Below are 17403 nucleotides of genomic sequence, written 5' to 3' on the forward strand. Positions count from 1 at the left end.
GAGTTTCTGTTATTGAAAATAAATATTCCAATTGCAAGATATTTTTATAAATAGAACAAGTTGTCATTTTCATTCTGCTTGACGCGGCTGGGAAAGCCGATGGTGGCTGAGGGCCACGGCGGGGCGCGTTGCGGACGGGATGCTGCTTGTATGGAAACAGACAGGGCGGCCAGCCTGCTTGTCAGGCTGGCCGCCCTTTGGGCAAATGCGGGCGGAGGTTAGTCCTGCGCCACCGGCGCCAAGGCGCGTCGCACTGTCTCCTCGTCCAGTGCCGCCGAGCACAATTCGATGAAGCGGTAGGCGTAGCTGCGCAGGTAGTGGCCGCGGTGGATGGCGATGCGTGAGGTTTGGTGGCCGAACAACGGGGGAGCGTCGACTTCGACTACGCCGTGGTCGCGCTGTGCGTCGACAGCCATCGAGGCGACGATGCCCACGCCCATTTCCAGCTCGACGTAGGTCTTGATCACGTCGGCATCCAGGGCCGCCATCACCACGTCCGGCACTAGTCCGGCCTCGGCGAAGGCGCGGTCGATCTGGGCACGGCCAGTGAAGCCCTGGTGGTAGGTGACCAGAGGGTAGTCAGCGAGCGCCTCCAGCGTCAGCGGCTTGATGCTGTGCAGAGGGTGGTCCGGCGGTGCGATCACCGTGTGATACCAGCTGTAATAGGGGAAGGACACCAGTTCCGGCACTTCCGAGATAGCCTCGGTGGCGATGCCGATGTCGGCCTGGCCGTCCAAGAGCAGCCGCACCAGTTCGTCCGGGCTCGCCTGCAGCAGCACTAGGTGCACCTTGGGGAAGGCCTTCTTGAACGCCGTCACCACCTTGGGCAGGGCGTAGCGCGCCTGGGTATGGGTGGTGGCGATGGTCAATTGGCCCTGGTCGCGCTGGCTGAACTGCTCGGCCAATCTCTTGACGTTGCCGGCGTCGAGCAGCATGCGCTCGACGATGGTCAACAGCTCCTTGCCCGGGTCGGTCAGGCCGAGGAAGCGCTTGCCCTTGCGCACGAACAGCTCGACGCCCAGTTCGTCCTCCAGGTCCTTGATGTGCTTGCTGACACCCGATTGCGAGGTGAACAGCGCGTTGGCGACCTCGGTCAGGTTGAAGTTCTGCCGTACCGTCTCGCGGATGATGCGCAGTTGCTGAAAGTTCATCGCTGTCCTGCCGTTTCGTTCTGGGCGAACACCCGTAGCGCACGCGGCTGCAGGCGGACCTGCTGGCCGGCGTTGAAGGCCTGGGCGTGCCAGGTCTCGTACGGAAGTTCGACGTCGTAGTGCTGGCCGTCCTGATTGCCGGTGCCCTCGAGTTCGACACGGGTCAAGGCGCCGACGCTGAGCACACGGGTGATGCGCGCCGGGATACCGGCACCATCTTCGTCCAGCAGGATGTCCAGCTCGTGGGGGCGGACGAAGGCCACCACCTCGCTATCCTCGCCGGCGTGGTGCGCCGATGCCGCCAAGTGCGTGCCGCCGACGTCGATGCCGCCAGCCGCGTGACGGCCCTCGAAGCGGTTGGCCGAACCGAGGAAACCGTAGACGAAGGAGGTGGCCGGATGGCGATAGACCTCGTCCGGGGTGCCGATCTGTTCCACCTTGCCGTGGTTCATCAGCACCACGCGGTCGGCCACTTCCAACGCCTCTTCCTGATCGTGCGTGACGAAGATCGAGGTGATGTGCAGCTCGTCGTGCAGGCGGCGCAGCCAGCGGCGCAGTTCCTTGCGTACCTTGGCATCGAGCGCGCCGAACGGCTCGTCCAAGAGCAGCACGCGCGGCTCCACCGCCAGGGCGCGGGCCAAGGCGATGCGCTGGCGCTGGCCGCCGGAGAGCTGCGCCGGGAAGCGGTCGGCCAGCCAGTCGAGCTGCACCAGTTGCAGCAACTCGTGCACTTTGCGCTTGATCTCGGCCTCGGACGGACGCTCCTTGCGCGGCTTCATGCGCAGGCCGAAGGCGACGTTGTCGAACACTGTCATGTGGCGGAACAGCGCGTAGTGCTGGAACACGAAACCGACCTGACGCTCGCGCACGTGGGTGTCCGAGGCATCCTCGCCCTCCAGTAGCACCTTGCCGGAATCGGCCTGTTCCAGCCCGGCGATGACCCTCAACAAGGTGGTCTTGCCGCAACCGGAGGGCCCCAGCAGGGCAACGAGTTCGCCGCTGGGAAAATCGAGGGAGAGATTGTCCAGCGCGACGAAGTTGCCGAAAGCCTTGTGGATGTTCTGTACCTGGATGCTCATATTTTTCTCCTTAACCACGCCTGGGCGCGGCTAACAAAAATCAGTGCAACGGCTCCTGCTAGGCGCGCTGCCGCAGGCTGTACAAGTAGTACGACAAGGCGGCGCAACAACGCAGGAGGGTTTTTGTTAATCGCGCTGAGCGCGCCACTCCACCCAGCTCTTCACCACCAGGGTCAGCAGCGCCAGCATGGCCAGCAGCGAGGCCACGGCGAAGGCCGCGGCGAAGTTGTATTCGTTGTAAAGAATCTCGACATGCAGCGGCAGGGTGTTGGTCTCGCCGCGGATGTGGCCGGACACCACCGACACCGCGCCGAACTCACCCATGGCGCGGGCATTGCTCAGGATCACGCCGTACAGCAGCGCCCAGCGGATGTTGGGCAGGGTGACGTGCCAGAACACCTGCCAGCCGCGCGCGCCCAGTACCACCGCGGCCTCTTCCTCCTCGCGGCCTTGCGCCTGCATCAGCGGGATCAGTTCGCGGGCGATGAAAGGGACGGTGACGAACACCGTCGCCAGCACGATGCCGGGAATGGCGAAAATGATCTTGATGTCGTGTGCCGACAGCCACGGTCCGAACCAGCCGTGGTTGCTGAACACCAGCACGTAGATCAAGCCCGCCACCACCGGCGACACCGAAAACGGCAGGTCGATCAGCGTGATCAAGAGCTGCTTGCCGCGGAACTCGAAGCGGGTGATCGCCCAGGCCGCCGCCACGCCGAACACCAGGTTGAGCGGCACCGAGATAGCCGCTGCGCCCAGCGTGAGCCAGATCGCCGAGAGGGCATCCGGTTCGGTCAGCGCGTCGAGATAGGTGCCCCAGCCCTTGGCGAGAGCCTCGACGAACACCACCAACAGCGGCAACAGCAGGAACACGGCGAAGAAGCTCAACGCCACCACCAGGATGCTGCCCTTGACCCAGGGGTTCTCACGCGTGGCTTGGCGGCTTTCCAGCAGGGCGGCACGATCGTGCTGACTGTAGAGGGTAGAAACGGCGCCGGCCATCATGCACTCCTTCCGGTTTTACGGGCGCTCCAGGCCTGCAGACCGTTGATCGCCAACAGCAGCAGGAAGGACACCACCAACATCACGCTGGCAATCGCCGTGGCGCCGCTGTAATCGTATTGTTCGAGCTTGCTGATGATCATCAGAGGAGTGATTTCCGACACCATCGGGATGTTGCCGGCGATGAAGATCACCGAGCCGTACTCGCCCACGGCGCGGGCGAAGGCCAGCGCGAAGCCGGTCATCAGCGCCGGCTGCAGCACCGGCAGGATCACGTGGCGGAAGGTCTGCCAGCGGTGTGCGCCAAGGCAGGTCGCGGCTTCTTCCAGCTCGGTGTCGAGGTCTTCCAGCACCGGCTGCACCGTGCGCACCACGAAGGGCAGGCCGATGAACACCAGCGCCACCAGCACGCCGAGCGGCCCGAACGCCACCTTGATGCCCAGCGGCTCGAGATAGCGGCCGATCCAGCCGTTACCGGCGTACAGTGCGGTGAGCGCGATGCCGGCCACCGCGGTCGGCAATGCGAACGGCAGATCGACCAGGGCGTCGACCAGCTTCTTGCCGGGAAAGCGGTAGCGCACCAGCGACCACGCCAGCAGCAGGCCGAACACGCTGTTGATGGCGGCGGCCAGCAGCGCCATGCCGAAACTCAGGCGGTACGAGGCCAGCACGCGCGGGGCCGTGACGGCCTGCCAGAACGCATCCAGCGACATGGTGGACGTCTTGATGAACACGGCCGCCAGCGGAATCAGCACGATCAGCGACAGATAGCTGATGGTGTATCCCAGCGATAGCGTGAACCCCGGCAAGACGCGCGGGAGGGTGGTGGACTTCATGGCTTATCCCCCCTTCTTTGATGAACGATTGGACATATGGCGATTCCCCTTAATAACCGGAACCAGCATATGTGCAGTTTCCTTATTCTAAAAATAAGGATTTCTTCGTTGCTTATTCGATTTTCCGAAAAGGAAATCGGGCATTTCCATATAACTGGAATGCCTAAAATGGACAAAAAAACACGCCGGTCTGACGACACGGCGTGAGGGGAGAGAGAGCAGCGTAAACCGGTTTGGCGCGGAGCAATGCTACCGCCTTACCTGGCCTGAATCTGATCGAACACGCCGCCGTCGGCGAAGTGGACCTTCTGTGCCTTGGTCCAGCCGCCGAACACCTGATCGATGGTGAACAGCTTCACCTTGCTGAACTTGTCGGCGTACTTGGCGGCCACCTTCGGGTCACGCGGACGGTAGTAGTTCTGCGCCGCCAGCTCCTGGCCGGCCGGGCTGTACAGGTACTGCAAATAGGCCTCGGCGACCTTGCGCGTGCCGTGCTTGTCGACCACCTTGTCCACCACGCTGACCGGCGGCTCGGCCAGGATGGAGACGGAAGGCGTCACGATGTCGAACCTGTCCGGGCCCAGCTCCTTGGTAGAGAGATAGGCCTCGTTCTCCCAGGCCAGCAGCACGTCGCCGATGTTGCGCTGGGTAAAGGTGACGGTGGCACCGCGCGCGCCCGAGTCCAGCACTTTCACGTGCTGGAACAACTGCTTCACGAAGTCTTTGGCCTTGGCCTCGTTGCCACCCGGCTGCTTCAGCGCGTAGCCCCACGCCGCCAGGTAGTTCCAGCGTGCGCCGCCGGAGGTTTTCGGATTCGGGGTCACCACTTCCACGCCCGGCTTGATCAGGTCGTTCCAGTCGCGGATCCCCTTGGGGTTGCCCTTGCGTACCAGGAACACGATGGTCGAGGTGTACGGCGAGGCGTTGTTGGGCAGGCGTTTCTGCCAGTTTGGCGGGATCAGCTTGGCCTCGGTGTTCAGGGCGTCCACGTCGTAGCCCAGCGCCAGCGTCACCACGTCGGCCTCCAGCCCGTCGATCACCGCGCGCGCTTGTTTGCCGGAGCCGCCGTGCGACTGCTTGATGGTGACGGTTTCGCCGGTCTTGCCCTTCCAGTACTTGGCGAAGGCGGTGTTGAAGTCCTGGTAGAGCTCTCGCGTCGGATCGTAAGACACGTTGAGCAGCGAGATGCCGGCCAGCGCCGGTGCGGCGGCGCCGGCCAGCAGGGTGAGGGTGGTGGCGAGAACGGTGAATTTGCGCAAAGCCATCGTGCAGTTCCTATGTCTGTTCGGATATGACGACCACTGTAACGGCGGTGCTTTATTTTCCAAACGAATAAAAACTGGAAAGCAAATTCGTTTTGATGATTAATGGGGTGTTTGGTCGGTGGGGGATCGGGGCGCTCTCCCGATGGCAAGGGGGCCACGGCGTCATGCCCGAGGCGATCATGTAAAGAGGCCGGCAGCTTTCCTCGCTACCAGCCTCATCACCGGCTATCAGGCGGCCTGCCGGTGGAACTGGGCGACACTGGCGCCCAGCTCTTCGATCAGGCTGTCGAGCCGGCGGGTGGCATCGGCGATGGTCTCGGTTTCCGTCGTCAGCGTGCGGGTGGCCTCGCCCATCGCGGTGATGGTGCCGGCGAAATGGGAAAAGCCCTGGTTCTGGCTGGCTTCGGCGTCGGAGACCCGCTGCAGCAGGCCGCCCAGCCGGAGGGTGTCGCGGATGATGCCGGCGAGCTTGTCCTGTGCGGCGATGGCGTGGCTGCGTCCGGCCTGCATCTGGGTGTTGCCGTCGCGCATGGCATCGACCGACTGGTTGGTACCGTCGACGATCAGCCGGATCTTCTGCTCGATGTCGAGCGTAGCCCCCTGCGTTCTTTCCGCCAGCTTGCGCACCTCGTCGGCCACCACGGCGAAGCCGCGCCCGGACTCGCCGGCACGCGCCGCTTCGATCGCGGCATTGAGCGCCAACAGATTGGTCTGCTCGGCGATATCGCGGATCAGTTGCACGATGCCGCTGACCTCGGCACTGCATTTCTCCAGCGCCTCGAGCCGGCTGGCGGCGTGGGAAATGACCTGTCCCGCCTGGTTGAGCTGGCTCACCGCTTGGTCCATCGCCTGTCCACCGTCGTTGGCGGCCTGGCCGGTGTCCTCCGCCATGCGCGTGGCGCTGATCGACTGCTCGGCGTTCTCGCCGGTGACCACCGCCATCTGCTGCGCCGATACCACCATGTCTTCGGTACGCTGGCGCTGCTCGGCCATGGTGCGTGCCATCAGCGTGGTGCTATCGGCGATCTCGCGGCTGGCACAGGAGGCGGCGTGGATCGAGCGCGTCACCTGTTCCATCATCTGCTGCATGGCCTGGGTGGCGCGTTCGGCCTCGGTTCGGGCCGCCTCCAGCTTCTGGAAGCCCTGCGCCTTGGCCTTGTCGAAGGCCATGGCCAAGGTCAGCACCACCAGCGACAGGCCGGCCAGCGACTTGGCCAGGAGCTTGGGATGTTCGTCGGCGGGAATCGGCACCTCGGGCAGGGCGCCCGGGTCGCCGTCGAGCAGCAGGAACACCCCGATGGCGATCAAGGTCAGCAGCGTCCACGCCACGCCTGAGCGCCGCCCGCCGACAAAGATCGCGGTGAACGGGATGGAGGCGTACCACACCACGCTGGACGACAGGATGCCCCCGTTGACGTAGCTCATCCAGCACACCATGGCGAACATGCAGCCGACGATGAATTCGGCGGTGAAGCGGATGGCGCCGGTCAGCCTCAGCAGCACCGGCCCCAGCAGCAGCCCCGCGCCACCCGCCAGGATGCCCCAGGCCATGGCCGGGTGGTTGAGCTTGAAGTAAGACAACGCGAACACCGGCACGATCAGCCCGGCCAGCAGGCCGACGCTGATCACGGTGCGGGCGCGGATGACCAACTCGTGCGACTCGCGCACCCTGTCAGGAATGAACCACTCGGCAATGCGGCGTATAGCCATGATGTAACCCTCCCGTTCCTCGTTTTGTTATGTCGTTGTTTGTTGTGTTTTTTTCGGGGCTTTAAGCGCAAAAACCCGCTGTAGCAATCTAAAACAAGTGTTTGATTGATGCAACGGGTTGCGGTCCGGCGTGGTGCGTTTTCACCACGCCGGGTCGGGAGGGGCGAGGCTCAGTGTGCCTGCTGGTCGGCCTGGATGGCGGTCAGTGCGATGGTATAGACGATGTCGTCGACTAGCGCGCCGCGCGACAGGTCGTTCACCGGCTTGCGCAGGCCCTGCAGCATCGGGCCGACGCTGACCACGTTGGCCGAACGCTGCACCGCCTTGTAGGTGGTGTTGCCGGTGTTGAGTTCAGGGAACACGAATACCGTGGCGCGGCCGGCCACCGGGCTGTCCGGCGCTTTCTGCCGGCCGACGCTCTCCACCGAGGCGGCGTCGTACTGCATAGGGCCGTCGATGATCAGGTCCGGGCGCTTCTCGCGCGCGAGGCGGGTAGCTTCGCGCACCTTCTCCACGTCGCTGCCACTGCCGGACGAGCCGGTGGAGTAGGAAATCATCGCCACCCGTGGCGGGATGCCGAAGGCGGCGGCGGAGTCGGCCGACTGGATGGCGATGTCGGCCAGCTCGTCGGCGCTCGGGTCCGGGTTCACCGCGCAGTCGCCGTAGACCAGCACCTGCTCCGGCATCAGCATGAAGAACACCGACGACACCAGTTTCGCCTCGGGCGCGGTCTTGATTAGCTGCAGCGCCGGGCGGATGGTGTTGGCGGTGGTGTGCACCGCGCCCGACACCAGGCCGTCCACCTCGTCCAGTGCCAGCATCATGGTGCCCAGCACCACGTTGTCCTCCAGCTGCTGCTCGGCCATCGGCGCGTTGAGGCCCTTGCTCTTGCGCAGTTCGACCATCGGCGCCACGTAGCGGCCGCGCACCTCGTTCGGGTCCATGATCTCGATGTCGGCCGGCAGCGTGATGCCTTGCGCCTCGGCCACCTGCTCGATCTCGGCGCGGCTGCCGATCAGCACGCAATGCGCTATGCGCTTCTCGTGGCAGATGGCGGCGGCCTTGATGGTGCGCGGCTCGTTGCCTTCCGGCAGTACGATGCGTTTGTTGGCCTGGCGCGCCTTCTCCATCAGCTGGAAGCGGAACGCCGGCGGCGGCAGGCGGTGCTCGCGCGGTGCGCCGACGCGGTTGCGCAGCGCCTTGGCGTCGAGATGCTCGGCGACGAAGCCGATCACCTGCTCCATGCGCTCCAGATCGTCGGCCGGCACCTGCAGGCTCATATTGGTCAGGAGGCTGGTGGTCTCCAGCGTATTCGACTCCGAGGCCAGCACCGGCAGGCCGCTGGTGAAGGCCTGGTGGCACAGCTGTTGGATGCGCGGATCGGGCAGCGCGTCGCAGGTCAGCAGCAAGCCGGCCAGCGGCACGCCGTTCATGCTCGCCATGGCGGTGGCCAGCACGATGTCCTCGCGGTCGCCCGGCGTCACGATCAGCGCGCCCGGCTTCAACAGATGCACGATGTTGGGTACGGTGCGTGCGGTGATCACCGTGCTGCGCACGCGACGCCGGGTCATCTGACCGGCATGCAGCAGGCGTGCCTGGAGGTAATTGGCCACGTCCAGCGTGCGCGGGGCCAAGAGCTCCGGCTCGAGCGGAATCGCTCCCAGGAGCGGCAGCCGATTGTGCTGCAAAGCCTGGCTCGACTCGAGGATTTCCAGCGCGATCTGGGCGGTGTCATGCTGCTTCGGCACCCGGTTGAGGATGTAGCCGGCGATTTTGCCGTGGTCTCCGCCGAAGGCCTGGATGCTGATCTCCAACTGCTCGGCGATCTCGTGACTGGCGAGCTTGTCGGCCGCGCCGACCAGCACGGTCTGTGCCTGCAGGTTACGGGCGATCCGGGTGTTGAGGAAGGTGGAGTAGGGGTGCTTCTGATCCGGCACCAAGCCCTCCACGATCAGCACGTCCACGTTTCGTGCCGCCTGCTGGTACAGGCTGACCACTTCCTCCATCAACTGGTCGACCTGACCCTGGCTCAGAAAATGTTCCACCCGCTCCATCGTCAGCGGCTCGGGTGAGGACAGGCGGCAGATGGCTCGAGCGAAATGAGTGGAACGCTCCGGCTCGTTGTGGCCGGCGCCCTGGGCGATCGGCTTGACGAAGCCGACGCGCAAGCCTGCCTGCTCCAGCGCGCGGATCATGCCCAGTGCCACCGAGGTCAGGCCGGCATCGAAGCCCAGCGGGGCCAGAAAAAACGTCTGCATAGTGTGTTTGTCCGAGTCAGGAGGTTAGCGGGCCTGTTCCACCAGCGCGGCAGTATCGAGTGCGATCATCAGCTCTTCGTTGGTGTTGATCACCAGTGCCGGGACCGAACCGTCCGTGGTGATGCAGCCGGCCTGACCGCGGATGCAGCGCTGGTTGGCGTCGGCGTCCAGTTGCAGGCCGAGGAAACCCAGCAGCTTGATCACGCGCTCGCGCAGGTAGGACGAGTTCTCGCCGATGCCGCCGGTGAACAGCACGGCATCGAGCCGGCCCAGCGCCACCGTCAGCGCGGCGATCTGCTTGGCCAAGCGGTAGCTGAACACCTCCAGCGCCAGGATGGCGGACGGATTGCCGGCCTGCGCCGCGTCTTCCAGTTCGCGGCAATCGCTCGACAGCTCCGACAAGCCCAACAAGCCGCTTTGCTTGTTCAAGAGTTCGGTGACACCGTTCACATCGAGCTTTAGCGCCCCGGCCAGGTAGCCGAACAGGCCCGGGTCGATGTCGCCCGAGCGGGTACCCATCACCAGCCCCTCGAGCGGGGTCAGGCCCATCGTGGTGTCCATGCCCTGGCCGCCCAGGATGGCAGCGGCTGAGGCGCCGTTGCCAAGATGGGCGCAGACGAAAGCGGTGTCCTCGAGCGGCTTGCCCAGCATGCGGGCAGCCTCGCCGCTGACGAAGCGGTAGCTGGTGCCGTGGAAGCCGTAGCGGCGCACGCCATGCTCGCGGTACAGCGCCATCGGCACCGCGTACAGGTAGGCGCGCTCCGGCATGCTCTGGTGGAAGGCGGTATCGAACACCGCCACCTGCGGCAGGCCGGGGAAGCTCTCCAGGGCAGTGTGGATGCCCAGCAGGTTGGCCGGGTTGTGCAGCGGGGCGAGGCGGGCGCAATCCTCGATCGCGGCGATCACCTCGTCATCGATGCGGGTCGATGCCTTGAAGCGCTCACCACCGTGCACCACGCGATGGCCGATGGCGCGCACGCTGTCGAACAGCCCCAGCTCCTGCAACTGGCCGAGGATGGCATGCATCGCCGCGGCGTGCGTGCCGGCCGCCAAGGTCTGCACTGCTTTCCCGCCCTGATACTTGAATGTGATCTGTGCATCGGCGAGCCCCAGCTTCTCGGCCAGCCCGGTCAGGCTGGTGTGCTGGGTGACGGTATCGATGAGGGCAAATTTCAGCGAGGAGCTGCCGCAGTTGATGACGAGAATGCTCGAACTCATAGGCTTAAATCTTGAAAATAGCGGGTGAATGATAAAAAACTCGTTTCCCGTGTCGTTTTGACAAACAGCAAGGCAAGCGGCGGGCACTTTTGCCGCCGCCGCGCGGGGACCGGCCGGTGTGTGAGATGGTCTTCGCGGGCCGTGGGGCCAGGAGGTTCGTGCAGGCAACATCTGTCGCTGTCTGCCAAATAACCGTCGTGGTTTTCCGGCTTGTCTCCGAGGGCCATCAGGTGTCGGAAACCGGGTGAAACCGAGGTGCGGCAGTGTCGGCCTGGCTTTGCCAAGCTGTGTCAAATTGTGTGCGGCGCGGACTATAGCACAAAACATCACGTAGCTCTAATGTTGCGTTGCATCAATATGGCAAGCCACTGATTCTAAGTGGGAAAAAAGCCAAAAATCACTTTTTTAGGGGAGGTGCGGGGGATTTACCGGCAAAACCGGTTGTCTCAGTCTCGGGGCAAGGCAAAAAAAGCTTGCCGGGGGTCGGGAATGGGGGCACAATCCCGGCCTCGGACCCGGCAGGGTCCTTTGTGTTTTTTTGAATCTGTTCCGTAAACTCGTCTTCTTAACAGCGAGATTCGGCTGGTCTTATATCTTCTTCCACGGAGGTGTGGGAATAATGTCTGATCTGGCTTCACCGCAGCTGCTTCAAGCGTCTGCCGCCCAGCTACCCGTTTATACCTATTTCGATCCGGCGTTCTACGAGCTCGAGCAGAAGCTGCTGTTCGCCGACGCCCCCCAGTACTATGGTCACGAGCTGATGGTGCCCAACGAGGGCGACTACCAGACCCTGGCCTGGATGGATCACGGCAAGATGCTCAAACGCGTCGACGGCGAAGTCCGCCTGATCTCCAACGTCTGCCGCCACCGCCAGGCCACCATCTACGAGGGCCGTGGCAACGGCAACCATATCGTCTGCAACCTGCACGGCTGGACCTACGACAAGGGTGGCACCCTGGTCGGGGCGCCGCATTTCCCGCAGACGCCGTGCCTGAACCTGGGGCAGACCGCGCTTACCAGCTGGAACGGCCTGCTGTTCGATGCCCGGCGCGACGTCGCCGCCGACCTCGCCAAACTCGCCGTCGCCAAGCACCTGAGCTTCGAGGGCTACGCCTTCCACAGCGCGCACGTCACCGAATACGACTTCAACTGGAAGACCTTCATCGAGGTCTACTCCGAGGACTACCACGTCGACCCGTTCCACCCGGGGCTCGGCCACTTCGTCGACTGCGGCGATCTGAAGTGGGAGTGGGGCGATCAGTACCACGTGCAGACGGTGGGCGTGAAGAACAAGCTCGCCCGTCCCGGCTCCAAGGTCTACGGCGCCTGGCACGACGAAGTGCTGCGCCGCTTCGCCGACCGGCAGCCGGAGTTCGGCGCCATCTGGCTGACCTACTACCCGAACATCATGATCGAGTGGTACCCGCATGTGCTGGTGGCCAGCGTGGCCATTCCGCGCGGCCCGGAAAAGTGCACGGTGATCACCGAGTTCTATTACCCGGAAGAGGTAGTGTGGTTCGAGCCGGAGTTCATCGAGGCCGAGCAGGCGGCATACTTCGAAACCGCCAAGGAGGACGATGAGATCTGTTATCGCATGCACCAGGGGCGCAAGGCCTTGTGGCTGCGCGGCGAAAGCGAAGTCGGCCCCTACCAGTCGCCGACCGAAGACGGCATGCAGCACTTCCACGAGTTCTACCGCCGCCTGATGGGCGAGCACCTGGCTGGCTAAACCGGGTGATTCGGTGCACAATGGCGAGGCGCGGGTTTCCGCGCCTTTTTGTTTATCCGGCCCGGTAATGCCTGCTATTTCCCGTTTCCTTGCGCTATTTTCGCTGCTGTTCGCCCTCTCGGCCCAGGCCGCCGGCTATATCGACCCGCTCGATCGGCTGAGCTTCACGGTGCCGTCCGGCTGGAAGGTCCGCTCCTCCCGCGTCGACGGCGTGCGCACCCTGCGCGTCGTGCCGCCCAAGGCCGACGAACGCGAGCGCGCGGCGATCAGCGTGGAGATACGCAAACGCCGCCTGCGGCGCGGCGAAACGCTGGAGTCGCTGGCGGAGCGTTTCCGCAAGGCCGATGGTGATCGCGAACCGGCCAGCCTGGTGCGGCTGGCACCGACGGCGGGGCGGTTGACGGTGGCGTACCGCGAAGGGCAGTTCGTTTCCGACAGCCTGTGGATCATGCGCCGCAATCTGCAAGTGTTCCTGTTGACCGGCCGGCGCGACGTGATCGAGGCGCGCTGTGCCGCCAACGCCTCCGAATACGCGACCTACCGCCGCTCGCTGGAATCGGTCTGCCTGTCGCTGGTCGTGCTGAAAGGTCGCTCGTGAACCGGGTCGCGTACTGGGAGTCGGGCAGGCAGCGGCTGCGCAGCGGTCGGCTGGGTGCCGGTTGGATGGTGGTAGCCGCCTTCTTCTTTGCGCTGATGAGCGTGTTCGTCAAAGTCGGCGGGCGCTCTTTCGGTGCCATCGAGCTGCTGTTCTACCGCACGTTGTTCGGCGCACTGCTGCTGGGCGGGGTGATGGTGCTGCGCCGGCGCAATCCGTTGACGCCCAACTGGCGCGGCCATCTCCAGCGCAGCCTGATCGGCTACCTGTCGATGGGGCTGTTGTTCTATGCACTGACTCACTTGCCGCTGGCCACCGCCATCACGCTCAACTACACCTCCTCGCTGTTTTTCACACTGATCTGCCTGGTGAGGCTGAAAGAGCCGCTGACGCGAACCGGGGTGTTGGGGCTGACGGTCGGCTTCGGCGGTATCCTGCTGCTGCTTCGGCCCTCCATGAGCAGTGACATGTGGTTCGCTGCCGCCATGGGGCTGGCCTCAGGGGCCAGCGCCGGGCTGGCGGTGTTCCAGGTGCGTGAACTGGGGCGGATGGGCGAGGCGCCATGGCGCACCGTCTTCTGGTTCTTCACCATCGCCTCGCTGTTCGGGGCATTGCTGCTGGCGCTGGGGCCAGGCTTCACGCCGTTGACCGGCACCACGGTCTGGCCCTTGCTGGGCATAGGCCTGACCGGCATGTGCGGCCAGCTGGCGATGACCCGCGCCTACAAGGAAGGCAGCAAGTTTCTGGTCGCCAGCTTCGCCTACCTGACCGTGGCCTTCTCCGCACTGTTGGGGGTGCTGCTGTGGGGAGATGTCTTGCCCTTCGAGGCGCTGGCCGGCATCTTCCTGATTGTTTTTGCAGGCGTGCTGGCGGCACGCCGCTGACGCGTTATCTCTCGCATCATGATGAAACCCTCCGAGCGGCCGAAGACCGCCCCCTCCGATGCAGCAACACCATCCCGCTGGCGCTTGGGTTCGGCGTGGATGGTGGTCGCCGCGCTGTTTTTCGGCCTGATGGGGCTGTTCGTCAAGCTGGGCGCACGCCATTTCTCGTCGACCGAGTTGGTGTTCTGGCGCACCGCCTTCGGCACGCTGACGCTGGGTGTGGCGGCCTGCTGGCGCCGTGAGCACTTCCTCACGCCGCACCTGCGCTACCACGTGCAGCGCGGGCTGATTGGCTACACCTCTCTGCTGCTGTACTTCTACGCTATCGCCCATCTGCCGCTATCCACCGCCGTCACGCTCAACTACACCTCGCCGCTGTTTCTTGCCCTGCTGTCGGTGATCGTGTTGCGCGAGCGCCTCTCTGCCCGCGCCTTGGCCGGCCTGACACTGGGTTTCGTCGGGGTCGTGCTGTTGCTGCGGCCCACCCTGAGCGGCGAGCGCTGGGAGGCCGGGCTGCTCGGCCTCGGTTCGGGCCTGCTAGCCGGCTGGTCCTATCTGCATGTGCGCGAACTCGGCCGGTTGGGCGAGCCGGAATGGCGCGTGGTGTTCTACTTCGCACTGATCTCCACCGTCGGCGGTGCCATCCTGATGCAGTTCGATCGCTGGCATGCCGTCACCGCCAGCAATGTCTGGCTGCTGCTGGGGCTCGGCGTCACCGCCACCGTGGCGCAACTGGCAATGACCCGGGCTTACAAGGTCGGGCGTAAACTGGTGGCGGCCAATCTTTCCTACCTCACCGTGGTGTTTTCCACGCTTTTGGGCGTGCTGGTGTGGCAAGATGTTCTGACGCTGGCTAGTGTCATGGCAATGACGTTGATCGTGATCAGCGGCATCCTCGCCAGTCGCCGCTAGAATGACACTATGTCCCCTCACCAAAGGAGCAAAGGCATGATCTCCATTCGCGAGCAGGATTATGGCCTCGATGTGGCCTTGTTCAACGAATTCACGCTGGAAGATTTCAAGCTGTTCGAGGTGGCGCTGATGAAGCGCATCACCGAACACGGCAAGCCCGACATCTTCCTGGACCTGTCTGAGCTGAAGGACTTCACCATCGATATGGCAATCGAGGAACTGCGCTTCGTGCGCGCGCACGACAATGAAATGGGACGCGTCGCCATCGTCGTCGAAGACGTCTGGATCAAGCTCGCGGCCCATATCGCCGGCCTGTTGTCACACACACGGGTGCAGTACTTCGAGTCGGCCGAAGAGGCCCAGGCTTGGCTGGCGGGGCCGGTCGCCGCTTGATTTTGCGGGCAGACGGGCTACAGTATCGGCTTTTTTCCCGACGACAAGAACAAAGCCGATGTTGCCCAGCATTGCCAGCCGCCTCGCGGCAGAACTCAACGTCCGCGAAGCCCAGGTGGCCGCCACGGTCGAACTGATCGACGGTGGCGCCACCGTTCCCTTCATCGCCCGCTACCGCAAGGAGGTCACCGGCGGACTCGACGACACCCAGCTGCGAACCCTGGACGAGCGCCTGCGCTACCTGCGTGAACTCGACGAGCGCCGCGACGCCATCCTCAACAGCATCGCCGAGCAAGGCAAGCTTACCCCTGAGCTGCAGGCCGCGCTGTACGGCGCCGACAACAAGACCACGCTGGAAGACCTCTACCTTCCGTACAAGCCCAAACGCCGCACCAAGGCGCAGATCGCCCGCGAAGCCGGTCTCGAGCCGCTGGCCGAGCGCCTGCTCGCCGACCCGACCCAAGAGCCGCTGGGCGTGGCCGAAGCCTACGTCGATGCCGGCAAGGGCGTGGCCGACGCCAAGGCGGCACTCGACGGCGCGCGCGCCATCCTGATCGAACGCTTCGCCGAAGACGCCGAGCTGCTCGGCCGTCTGCGCGACAAACTGTGGAACGAAGGCGAGCTGGCCGCCAGCGTGGTGGCCGGCAAGGAAGAGGAGGGCGCCAAGTTCTCCGACTACTTCGACCATCGCGAGCCGATCCGCTCCACTCCCTCGCACCGCGCGCTGGCGCTGCTGCGCGGCCGCAACGAAGGTGTACTGTCGGTCGCCGTCAAATACCAGCCGGACGAGACCCCGATCACCGAGCGCTCGGCCTACGAACAACTGATCGCTGCCCACGTCGGCGTACGCGACGCCGGCCGCCCGGCCGACAAGTGGCTGCTGGACACCGTCCGCCTGACTTGGCGTGCCAAGATCTTCCTGTCGCTCGAACTCGAACTGGTCTCGCGCGTCAAGGAAAGCGCCGACGCCGAAGCGATCAAGGTGTTCGCGGCCAACCTGCACGACCTGTTGCTAGCCGCGCCGGCCGGTCAGCGCCCGACGCTGGGTCTCGACCCCGGTCTGCGAACCGGCACCAAGGTGGCTGTCGTCGACAATACCGGCAAGCTCGTCGCCACCAGCACCATCTACCCGCACCCGCCGCGCAACGATTGGGACCGCTCCATCGCCGAACTGGCCGTGCTGGCGGCACGCCACAAGGTCGAGCTGATCGCCATCGGCAACGGCACCGCCAGCCGTGAAACCGACAAGCTGGCGCAGGACCTGATCAAGCGCCACCCCGAGCTCGGCCTGACCAAGATCGTGGTGTCCGAAGCCGGTGCCTCGGTGTACTCCGCCTCCGAGCTCGCCGCCAAGGAATTCCCCGATCTCGACGTCAGCCTGCGCGGCGCCGTCTCCATCGCCCGCCGCCTGCAAGACCCGCTGGCCGAGCTGGTCAAGATCGACCCCAAATCCATCGGTGTCGGCCAGTATCAGCACGACGTCAACCAGAGCCAGCTCGCCCGTGCGCTGGACGGCGTGGTCGAAGACGGCGTCAACGCAGTCGGCGTCGATGTCAACACCGCCTCCGCGCCGCTGCTGGCACGGGTGTCCGGGCTCAACGCCACGCTGGCGGCCAATATCGTCAGCTATCGTGACCAAAACGGTGCATTCCGCACCCGCAGCCAGTTGCTCAAAGTAACGCGTCTCGGCGAAAAGACCTTCGAACAGGCCGCCGGCTTCCTGCGCATCAGTAATGGCGACAACCCGCTCGACGCCTCCTCGGTACACCCCGAAGCCTACCCAGTGGTGGAAAAGATCGTGGCGCGCTGCGGCCGCGAAGTGAAATCGCTGCTCGGCGACACCGCCTTCCTCAAGACGCTCAAACCGCACGACTATACCGACGAGCGCTTCGGTGTGCCCACCGTGATGGACATCCTGAAGGAACTGGACAAGCCGGGTCGCGACCCCCGTCCCGAATTCAAGACCGCCACCTTCCAGGAAGGCGTGGAAGACCTCAAGGACCTGGTGCCGGGCATGGTGCTGGAAGGCGTGGTGACCAACGTCACCAACTTCGGCGCCTTCGTCGACGTCGGCGTGCACCAGGATGGTCTGGTGCACATCTCGGCGCTGTCCAACAAGTTCATCGACGATCCGCGCAAGGTGGTCAAGGCCGGCGACGTGGTCAAGGTCAAGGTGCAGGAAGTCGACGTCAAGCGTCGCCGCATCGCGCTGACCATGCGGCTTGACGACGAAGTCGGTGCGAGTTCGCGCGCATCGTCCCGCGCCGACTCCCCGCGTGGGCGCGACAACCGCAAGCCCGCCGCCCAGCCGGCAGGCGATACCGCCATGGCCGCCGCCTTCGCCAAGCTGCGCCAGCGATAGTGTTGCGGT

14 protein-coding genes are annotated in these 17403 nt (G+C 64.5%); 6 read left to right on the forward strand and 8 right to left on the reverse strand.

The window, feature by feature from the left end; genetic code table 11:
• Positions 1 to 218 precede the first annotated feature (218 nt).
• From PSEMAI1_RS0107845 to PSEMAI1_RS0107885, 8 genes are all read right to left on the reverse strand, one after another.
• Complete coding sequence (locus PSEMAI1_RS0107845; RefSeq protein ID WP_024302347.1) at positions 219 to 1151, reverse strand: CysB family HTH-type transcriptional regulator; 933 nt, start codon at positions 1149 to 1151, stop codon at positions 219 to 221.
• On the reverse strand, positions 1148 to 2230 hold the full coding sequence (locus PSEMAI1_RS0107850; protein ID WP_024302348.1) for a sulfate/molybdate ABC transporter ATP-binding protein: 1083 nt from the start codon (positions 2228 to 2230) through the stop codon (positions 1148 to 1150). The genes PSEMAI1_RS0107845 and PSEMAI1_RS0107850 overlap by 4 nt, the downstream gene beginning before the upstream one ends.
• A gap of 126 nt (positions 2231 to 2356) precedes the next feature.
• Entirely contained in the window at positions 2357 to 3232 is an 876-nt protein-coding gene (gene cysW / locus PSEMAI1_RS0107855; protein ID WP_024302349.1) for a sulfate ABC transporter permease subunit CysW, read from the reverse strand.
• Positions 3232 to 4068: a sulfate ABC transporter permease subunit CysT gene (cysT, locus tag PSEMAI1_RS0107860; RefSeq protein ID WP_024302350.1), complete on the reverse strand. Its 837-nt coding sequence runs from the start codon at positions 4066 to 4068 to the stop codon at positions 3232 to 3234. Before cysT ends, cysW begins: the two co-directional genes overlap by 1 nt.
• A gap of 257 nt (positions 4069 to 4325) precedes the next feature.
• The gene (locus tag PSEMAI1_RS0107865) at positions 4326 to 5333 is read right to left on the reverse strand and encodes a sulfate ABC transporter substrate-binding protein (protein ID WP_024302351.1); all 1008 of its coding nucleotides are present in this window, start codon (positions 5331 to 5333) and stop codon (positions 4326 to 4328) included.
• A 228-nt stretch (positions 5334 to 5561) separates the two neighbouring features.
• A complete protein-coding gene (locus tag PSEMAI1_RS0107875) occupies positions 5562 to 7043 on the reverse strand; it encodes a methyl-accepting chemotaxis protein (protein WP_024302352.1) in 1482 nt (493 codons plus the stop codon).
• A gap of 170 nt (positions 7044 to 7213) precedes the next feature.
• Positions 7214 to 9301, reverse strand: coding sequence for a phosphate acetyltransferase (gene pta, locus PSEMAI1_RS0107880; RefSeq protein ID WP_024302353.1), 2088 nt, complete (start codon positions 9299 to 9301; stop codon positions 7214 to 7216).
• Positions 9302 to 9325: 24 nt separating this feature from the next.
• The gene (locus tag PSEMAI1_RS0107885) at positions 9326 to 10519 is read right to left on the reverse strand and encodes an acetate/propionate family kinase (RefSeq protein ID WP_024302354.1); all 1194 of its coding nucleotides are present in this window, start codon (positions 10517 to 10519) and stop codon (positions 9326 to 9328) included.
• Positions 10520 to 11138: 619 nt separating this feature from the next.
• On the opposite strand from PSEMAI1_RS0107885, the gene PSEMAI1_RS0107890 reads away from it, so the two are divergent.
• The 6 genes from PSEMAI1_RS0107890 (at position 11139) to PSEMAI1_RS0107915 (ending at position 17394) form a co-directional block, all read left to right on the forward strand.
• Positions 11139 to 12248: an aromatic ring-hydroxylating dioxygenase subunit alpha gene (locus tag PSEMAI1_RS0107890; protein WP_024302355.1), complete on the forward strand. Its 1110-nt coding sequence runs from the start codon at positions 11139 to 11141 to the stop codon at positions 12246 to 12248.
• 67 nt (positions 12249 to 12315) lie between these two features.
• Positions 12316 to 12846, forward strand: coding sequence for a hypothetical protein (locus PSEMAI1_RS0107895; protein ID WP_024302356.1), 531 nt, complete (start codon positions 12316 to 12318; stop codon positions 12844 to 12846).
• On the forward strand, positions 12843 to 13727 hold the full coding sequence (locus PSEMAI1_RS0107900; RefSeq protein ID WP_024302357.1) for a DMT family transporter: 885 nt from the start codon (positions 12843 to 12845) through the stop codon (positions 13725 to 13727). The genes PSEMAI1_RS0107895 and PSEMAI1_RS0107900 overlap by 4 nt, the downstream gene beginning before the upstream one ends.
• A gap of 21 nt (positions 13728 to 13748) precedes the next feature.
• Positions 13749 to 14639 (forward strand): DMT family transporter, encoded by an 891-nt coding sequence (locus tag PSEMAI1_RS0107905; RefSeq protein WP_051460261.1) that lies wholly within the window; start codon positions 13749 to 13751, stop codon positions 14637 to 14639.
• 36 nt (positions 14640 to 14675) lie between these two features.
• The gene (locus PSEMAI1_RS0107910; protein WP_024302359.1) at positions 14676 to 15032 is read left to right on the forward strand and encodes an STAS/SEC14 domain-containing protein; all 357 of its coding nucleotides are present in this window, start codon (positions 14676 to 14678) and stop codon (positions 15030 to 15032) included.
• A 58-nt stretch (positions 15033 to 15090) separates the two neighbouring features.
• A complete protein-coding gene (locus PSEMAI1_RS0107915) occupies positions 15091 to 17394 on the forward strand; it encodes a Tex family protein (protein ID WP_024302360.1) in 2304 nt (767 codons plus the stop codon).
• Positions 17395 to 17403: the final 9 nt, after the last annotated feature.

Origin of the sequence: Pseudogulbenkiania sp. MAI-1, assembly GCF_000527175.1 — a bacterium.
Lineage (GTDB): Bacteria > Pseudomonadota > Gammaproteobacteria > Burkholderiales > Chromobacteriaceae > Pseudogulbenkiania.